This is a genomic window from Bartonella sp. TT119HLJHH (assembly GCF_042193385.1).
Classification (GTDB): Bacteria; Pseudomonadota; Alphaproteobacteria; order Rhizobiales; family Rhizobiaceae; genus Bartonella.
Genome location: NZ_JBHILS010000028.1, coordinates 1 through 7913, shown reverse-complemented (window position 1 = coordinate 7913; position 7913 = coordinate 1). Strand labels below are relative to the sequence as shown.

Annotated in this window: 6 protein-coding genes; all 6 read left to right on the top strand. The window is 39.1% G+C overall.

The window, feature by feature from the left end:
- Positions 1-336 precede the first annotated feature (336 nt).
- The 6 genes from ACFIJL_RS08255 (at position 337) to ACFIJL_RS08230 (ending at position 7016) form a co-directional block, all read left to right on the top strand.
- A complete protein-coding gene (locus ACFIJL_RS08255) occupies positions 337-1530 on the top strand; it encodes an MFS transporter (RefSeq protein WP_375624164.1) in 1194 nt (397 codons plus the stop codon).
- A gap of 196 nt (positions 1531-1726) precedes the next feature.
- The gene (locus ACFIJL_RS08250; protein WP_375624162.1) at positions 1727-2401 is read left to right on the top strand and encodes a hypothetical protein; all 675 of its coding nucleotides are present in this window, start codon (positions 1727-1729) and stop codon (positions 2399-2401) included.
- Between the two features lie 10 nt (positions 2402-2411).
- Entirely contained in the window at positions 2412-3650 is a 1239-nt protein-coding gene (locus ACFIJL_RS08245) for a DUF2087 domain-containing protein (protein WP_375624160.1), read from the top strand.
- A 504-nt stretch (positions 3651-4154) separates the two neighbouring features.
- The gene (locus ACFIJL_RS08240) at positions 4155-5309 is read left to right on the top strand and encodes an MFS transporter (protein WP_375624158.1); all 1155 of its coding nucleotides are present in this window, start codon (positions 4155-4157) and stop codon (positions 5307-5309) included.
- Between the two features lie 181 nt (positions 5310-5490).
- Entirely contained in the window at positions 5491-5967 is a 477-nt protein-coding gene (locus ACFIJL_RS08235; protein ID WP_375624156.1) for a hypothetical protein, read from the top strand.
- Between the two features lie 848 nt (positions 5968-6815).
- On the top strand, positions 6816-7016 hold the full coding sequence (locus ACFIJL_RS08230) for a hypothetical protein (protein ID WP_375624154.1): 201 nt from the start codon (positions 6816-6818) through the stop codon (positions 7014-7016).
- The last annotated feature ends 897 nt before the right edge of the window (positions 7017-7913 follow it).

Here is a 7913-nt window from a genome sequence, read left to right as displayed (position 1 = left end):
AAGGACACTTTCATGCTTTAAAACGTCTACCTTTAAAGCAAATACATAAAAAGCTGCACGCATAGTGCAGCTTTTTTTGTAAATTCTTCTGATTGTCTTTTTGTATCATTGTCTCTCATATCAGACAACTTCACCAGCCCATCATCCTTAATACTCCCCTTTCAAAAAACATAAGGAGCTGGTCATTGCTGCCAATAGGCATTGTGCTTGTTTTAGAAAAGAGCTCTGAAAACTTCCTTTCTCAACTGATCATCAAGAAAAACTATACAAAGCATGGGATATACCATAAACACGTAGAAGAAAATTGTACCTTATAACCTCTTGGGGAGGAGCATTGTGACAAAGAAAAAATCCATGATTTTTACCCAAATGGGGCTTTTCCTTGTTTTGGGCTTTAGCAGCTTTGCCGATGAAACAGCACAAGTTACATTTGCTCTCCACTTAGCAGAAAGCACAGCATCTATTTCAATGCTGCTGTTTGCAGGGCTTGTCGGGGCAATTTGTGCCGGACCAATTGCACCACGCCTCTTGCATCACTTCCAACCAGCGCGAACAGTACCCATTGTTTTATTGTTTGAAGCACTTTTCATAGCCGCAGCCGCAATCGCCAACCAATTTTGGCTTTATATTGCCCTTTCTTTTGCACTAGGGTGTGCTGGTTCACTCTTTTGGTCTGCTATCCTTGTTGCTGTACCTGACTTCGCAAAAAATGACCACCAATTAGATCGACTAAACCGCGTTATCCAAACAGTTCGTAATCTTGGCTATATTGCCGGACCACTGCTAGGGGGGGTATTGTATGGAATATCAAATGGGCAAAAAGGGCTCTTTGCACTATCCATCATGGTTCTTTGTGCTACCTTTATCACTCTCTTCTGTTTTAAAAGTTTTAAAATTCATACACAAACGACAAACACAACGCAGCAAGCCAAAAAAGGGCTAGATTTAACGGGTCTTTTGCGTAAAAAAAATGTTGTCTATGCTCTTTCTCCCCTCATCATTACCATCATCCTCACCTCTGCTCTCAACGTCTTATCGATTGTCCGCATCCGCACTGAGCTGTACTTCAGTGCAGAAACCTATGGGGTAATCACAAGCATGTTAAGTCTTGGCCTCGTGGTTGGTCCACTCTGTTTCTCCAGCCTTTTTCATCGCTTTGGTAATGCCGCTGGAGCATCACTTGCCGCTGCAATCATCGGCTTTGCAATTTTCTGCTTTTCCTTAACACATATTGTATGGTTAATGATGCTGTCATTTTTCATCCTTGGGGGTGCTAACGGCGTGCAAAATGCTCTGATGGCAAGTTTTATGATGAAAGCCATTCAGAAAGAACACCGAAACAACCAAATGCCTGCCTATATCTTTATCATACAAACAGCGGTGTGCCTTGGCTTTCTAGGAGCCGGTTTTGTAAAAGTGCATCACACCCAAAGCACACTGTTTATCATTGGCATCGCCACAATGATCACAGGCATATTAGGCTTTATCATAAACCGCACTATACAAAAAAAGGAAGGGGATAATGCCTAGCAAACTTTGCCATCTATTCTCTCGAAAAAAACCATGCCCAAAAATGGCATAACAATCACCTCCCGATGAAATCGTTGTATCTCCCCTATAACCCCATACCAAGCAATGTGATTTTGATGAACCATTCTCGTGTGGAGGAGCAAATAACCATCGCCAAAACTTGATATTTTAAAGCAGAAGAAAACAGTTTAACATCATGCAACAAGATCCTATAAGCTTAAATTTTTACCATGGAACAGGTGGTTATGTGTGGCAACTGGCAGACTATATGCGACATGATTGTCATGAGAGCTCCCACACACTTGAATTGCAAAAACCAACACCACCCATAGCCATCAATTCTTTCGCTGTCTACCCACATGAACTCAATCCTTTATCACGCGTTCAATGGGCAAAAGATGTACAAATAATAAAAAACAAACCAGCACTCATTGGCAAACGGCAAATACAACCCATCACTATTGTTTCTACAAAAGGAGCGGCATTTGGCGGATTCGACTTTCCCACATTTGAAGCACTTCGTGAAGGCTGCCTTGTCCAATCACTGAGGGAAATACAATTCAATGGTACTCTTCTTGCCTCTGGAAGTCTTTTGATCTCACTTTTACAACACGGTCTCATCGAAACAGATCAAAAAGCATTTTCAGAAAATGATGCAACCGCTCTTTTACGAGAGCCAACATGTATTATCATAGATTCTTCTCTTGGCAGTCTTGCCATTAATCAACTCAATGGGCGTACAATCCGGCTTCATGAAAAAACAAAACATCTCTTGCAGCAAGCCGCCACACCAATGCATCTTCAATATCCGCTAGAGGATTCAATAAAGTTTCTTGTAAAAGCAGGAATGCTACGATTGATAAAATTATAAGGATAAAAAGATGCAGCTGATAAGACCTGGCATGGGAACAGAAAATAGTGCACAGCTCATTTATGCGCTTATTCAAATGGCAAGACCGCGCACAGTCATTGAAATCGGTGCTGGTGATAGTACGCGCTTGATTGCTAAAGCACTGCAAAAAGCAAAACAAACATGGCAACAAGATAAAAAACTTTTAGAATCCTCCACCTGGGAAGAGCGCACAGCTTTGCTTGACCCTTCAGGAATCCTTGAGAATTACGAACCTCGGCTTATCACCATTGATGATTTTTCAGCAGAAAGCCAATCAGCAGAAGAAGCATGGCAAAAACTGCTTCAAGACGGCATTGAAAAAGACATGGTAACATTTATCCATGAGAATTTTTTCTCTCTTGATGAAAGCACCCTCAAATCTTGGGGACCAATAGATTTTGTTTGGCTTGATGCTGGAACGCCCGCAGATGATGTGCGATTTGTTACCACAGTTTGGGAACACATCACCGCGGGTGGTTATCTTTGTCTGCATGAACCAACCATGACCACAACAATTGCTCACAATAGCGAACAACGGGTTCGACGTGTTAGAACTCCCATCTGGGAAGAAATTCTCTACCGGCTTGACGGCTCCTATGAAGCTTTAACACTCCCCGAAAACCACAAATATCGCCAAGGTGGTCTGGGGATTATTCGCAAACGCACCCCAGCCGAACAAATTGTACGCGCACAATCGCTCCAAGCAGAACTCATAGAAATCAATGAACTGCCCATTCGCAATGATATTTTGCCCATGGGAAAAGAAGCACTTCACAAACGCAGCACACGCAATTCGCTGATCTCTGCCATGACCTCACCGACACTGCGTACTGTTTATGCCGCCATTATCCTTGGTGCAAAAAATCTTACTGATATCCTCAAACATGTCGATTCAGATGCCAAAAACATTCACAAATCCATCAATCGCCTTTTGAATCTTGGACTTATTCACAACACAACAGAAGGATTTCAAGCCGAAGAGACAGTGTGGAAAATGCTAGAAAATAAACATGAACGGGAGAAGGAAAATTTAAGCGACCGCCATTTAGAAACAGAAGAGATGCTATCAAAAATTGGTGAAGCCTTTCAAATGGGAAAAATCTATAGCGAAACGGAAGTTTCCAAGATATGCAACCTCTTTACGATAGACTTTGCCCGATTACGACGCACTCTTGTTGAGAGAGGTTTTTTACAACGCCATGGAGGAAAATATCAACGCATGCGCTAAAAGAGATTTGAAAAATGATTAGCTAACTCTATCGTTTTTCTTCTCTATTTCAAGAGAATGAATAACCTTCCACGAAAAAAATATAATTTCATTAAAAGGTTACAAAATTATTCATCTCATTCATATGTTGACAATCTATGGGGGATAGTACATCCTCTTCATAAAGGATAAAATGGAAAAGCAAGAATGCGGGATGCCAATTGGTTATCAAAAAGGATTGGGAATAATCAAAACCATCAGGAGAAGATATAGGATCAAGGTCTCAATGATCTTACGATTGTTGCGCGAACATCAGGGCACAGTGTTGTTGCTCAATTCAAATCATGCTCGATATTTCTAAAAACATCGTAGAAAAAACAATATTCTTGCATTGGACTGGCTAGTGAATCAAAGAAAGATACTATTTCAACGAAATGTGCATAGTAGAAATAGGGCTGGCAAAACTTCCTCAAAAGATACAACAAAATGTCTTTGATCATTTAACAACACTTCTATGGAAATTCCATGGGCAAAAATAAAATTCCTTTTTTCATCTATAGCACAGTTTTTCTTTCTGAATTTTCCTTTTTCTTTGTACTCCCTCTGCTTGGAAACTCTTCTCTCATAACTGCCGCCAATGTTGCTTTTTATCTCGCTGGATCGGTAATCCTTGAAAGCATTCTCATGGTAACCACAACAGGTTTATTAGAAAGATTTTCGCGTAAACTCTTAATGGCTACCGCCTTTATTTTAAGGAGTAGCGCTTTTGTGTGCATTATCCTATCGCTCACACCTTCTGCATGGTTGATCTTTTTTACCTTAATGGCTTTTTCGAAAGCAGTTTCAAAGCCATTTTTGAGAGAAATTTTATCAGAACATCTCAATGAAAATACTCTTAAACGCGCATTAACTCTCTATTCTTTTTTTCAAAATGCTGCTGTCGTTATCGCCCCTCTTGTTGCAACGAGTGCCATAAAATACAACGCATCAACCTTCTTAATGGCTTTTTTTGCACTCATTGGTTTGTATCTTTGTGTTCTATCCATTCAAATTGTTTATCATTACCCACATAAAACATTATCTCTTGAAAAGAATAAAAAAACAAAAAAAGCTCTTCTTTCTTCTTTAAAAACAATAATACATAATCGTTCTATTGTTTATTTGCTGGTCACGGCTTTGCTTTGTGCATACCTCATGGGAATTTTCATCACCACCACAACACTTCTCAGTAAATTTGACAGAAATCTCGCCCCTTATAGTGGAATTTTCTTTTCAATTGTTGGCATCAGTATTTGTATCTGGCAAGGAATAATCAATAAACATCTCAGCCTTTCTGATAAATCAACTTTCTACCTATTATGGCTTATGGGAAGTTTCGCTGCTTTTTTCCTCATGGGTGGCGTCTTTACCGCTGTGACTGCGTTAATTGCCTACAGTGTCTATGAATCTGTCATGATTCCAGAGATATACTATCAAGCAGGGAAAACAACTACACCCCTCTCTGCCAGTGTTCTTTTTAGTTATATTCTTGTTATTTCAAATATTGGCCAAGCTGCCGGCTCATGGACAAGTGGATGGATCATCAGCTATTTCAACAATCATATCGCTTTCACCTTTTGCATGATTGTTGGTGCCTCCGCCTTTGCTTCTTGCCTTTGCCTCATGCAAACGAAAAAATAAGCAGCTTCCATGTCACATATCATTTTTGAAAACCCGTAGCACAACAAGAGCACTCAAAATAATTCGCCATAAATCACTCAATTATGGGTTTGTAATACAATCTGCGGCAAAGAAGCTCGAAACGGTCTTTAAAGATTGCTCTGTAAACGCCGTTGCCAATTGTCTCATAGCTTAAAGGATTATGGGGGGATTTTTATTTTCCCATGAAATTTGTAGACTACTCAAAGTAACATATTATCCATTTGCCTCTATGGTTGATCTTGAGACTTTGAGTTCAGCTATCGAAGAATTTTCTATCGATACCATCATATGCTTGCCAAGTTTTGCGGATAAACTTATTACAATATCTCGGAAGCAAAAATTAAAAACTCTAAAAAACCTATTCTATCTTAGAGAAGCCTTTCAAGCTGAATCTGTGTCGAAAATAAAAGACATAATCCTTGAATTAGATATTAAACCTCTTAGCTTTACCACCCAAGAAACTGGTCCAATAGGATTCCAGTGTTCCAAGATTGATGGTGACATTTATCATCTTTATGATCACATTCAAGTCAATTCAAATCCTGAAAATGATGAATTAATTGTCTCTGTTTTTTATCCTGAAGATGCACCATTACTTGAGCACGCCACAGGTGATATTGGTTCATATTGCATATGATCAATCATGCGATTGTGGCTATCATGGCCATACCTTACACCTGAAAGGAAGAACACCAACTTTTTATAATATTATGGGAACTTCAATTTCTGTACACGATTTTACAAATGTCTTAAATCTTCAAGGTTGCAATCTTTCGGCGAAAGACTATTCAACTCATTATAGTCAATCAATTTGAGAACGGTGTTGGCGTTTTATTGTTTATTGATTCACGTTACGATATTGAAAGAAATGTCCTTTTATCATCCCTCTCATCCTCTTATCTGATAAAAGACATTATCAATAAATCACAATTTTTCCATGTTTGCTTTATGCAGAAATCTCAATTTATTCGCTCCTCAAGCTCTGAAAAAATAAAATCCTTTTTTCAAACGACTGAATATCCTATAGTGCTTGATGGTGATTTAGTAGAAATTAAATAAGATAAGATTATAAACTTCATCGATAAGTTCTTCATTATCACAGGAACCTTATACGTTTTTTTTCCTTGCTCTTAGCGCAATAAGCCTTTCCATAAAAGCATTTCGAATAAAATAAAACACGACCTTTAAAGTAATTTGCACAAAAGTATATTTAAGGTAGGGTAAGAAATCATCCGATTTGTAGCTCGTTGTACTAAGGCTAGAGATACTAGCTTTGGACGGTGTGGAATAAGAAGCATATGAGATACAAGAACGCTCTTATTTTTTCTAGTAGACATATAATTTTGTGCTCTGCAGATTATCCAATCTTCTCTTTAAGACTTAAGAGCCCCCCTCCCCTCGGTATAGCCTTCTCTATAGCTTATAAAACCCGATATTCCTATAACGGGATAAAATTTAGTGATCACGTACTCTATGGCTTTCCCCTTGCCACTGCCAGCTTCCGTTCAAACATCAGGACCAATGGCTGCAAAAGCAAAAAGCTGCTCCTTCTTTTTCTCACGGCAGACTTTCTCTCTCATTACGCTCGTTTCTAAAAAAGATCGCAAAAATCATCAATTCTTTAAAGAACATGTCACCCTAGAAACGGTAAATGGGGCTAGAGAAGATGTCCAAGAGATGATGTGAGATATCCCGATAGTACATTGCGCCAAAGATAGGGATATATAACTTTTAGAGTTTTTTCTCTTAAGGTTGCTTTATGTATGTTAGGATAGTGTAAAAAGCTGTTATTTCTCTATCTGAGCCGTAAAGCACTGCCCCCACAGATATCAGCATAGGCTCGCTACCCCAAAAGCTTGCTAGGTAAAATCCACCTTAGTATTTAGTGGTATAGATAGTTTGGAGGTCAAGGAATTGTGAGCAGTTTTTTGTTACAAAAAGTTAGCGGATTGTTTTGAGGATTTGGCTATACAGGCTACAATAGGACAAAGGGAGGGATGTCATAAGAACCAAGAGAATCTGAGCTTAGATTTAGTCCCTACAAAGCCTTTATGCGCGTAAATTACATACCTATACGTTCTTCCCCTACCCTACTTAATTTTATAATAAGACAGCTCCTTATAAAAAACAGCACTATTCTTACATACCATAGCCATTTTCTCTTTACAGGCTTTCTGCTATCAACATAACACTTTACCCTCTTAAAACACTGTTTGCAAAAGGTTTGCATCATTACAATGATCATAGGCATAGGCTTGCTACCCCAAAAAGCTTGCTAGGTAAAAATCCGCCTTAGTAGTCAGGGATATAGATAGTTTGGAGGTCAAGGAATTGTGAGCAGTTTTTTTGTTACAAAAAGTTAGCGGATTGTTTTGAGGATTTGGCTATACAGACTACACATAGGACAAAGGGAGGGATGTCATAAGAACCAAGAAAATCTGAGCTTAGATTTAGCCTTGTGCGCCCTTTAAGTGCGTGGCATTACGTACCTTAATGGCTTTTACCCCCCCCTTGCTTTCCGAAGGTGCATGATGATTAGTAGCATGCGCCTTTAGTTTTTATTTGTTTTTTGTACGTGGGAAG

Coding starts and splice junctions, on each gene's coding strand:
- ACFIJL_RS08250 (WP_375624162.1), top strand. CDS start 1,727: ATGCAACAAGATCCTATAAGCTTAAATTTTTACCATGGAACAGGTGGT.
- ACFIJL_RS08245 (WP_375624160.1), top strand. CDS start 2,412: ATGCAGCTGATAAGACCTGGCATGGGAACAGAAAATAGTGCACAGCTC.
- ACFIJL_RS08240 (WP_375624158.1), top strand. CDS start 4,155: ATGGGCAAAAATAAAATTCCTTTTTTCATCTATAGCACAGTTTTTCTT.
- ACFIJL_RS08235 (WP_375624156.1), top strand. CDS start 5,491: ATGGGGGGATTTTTATTTTCCCATGAAATTTGTAGACTACTCAAAGTA.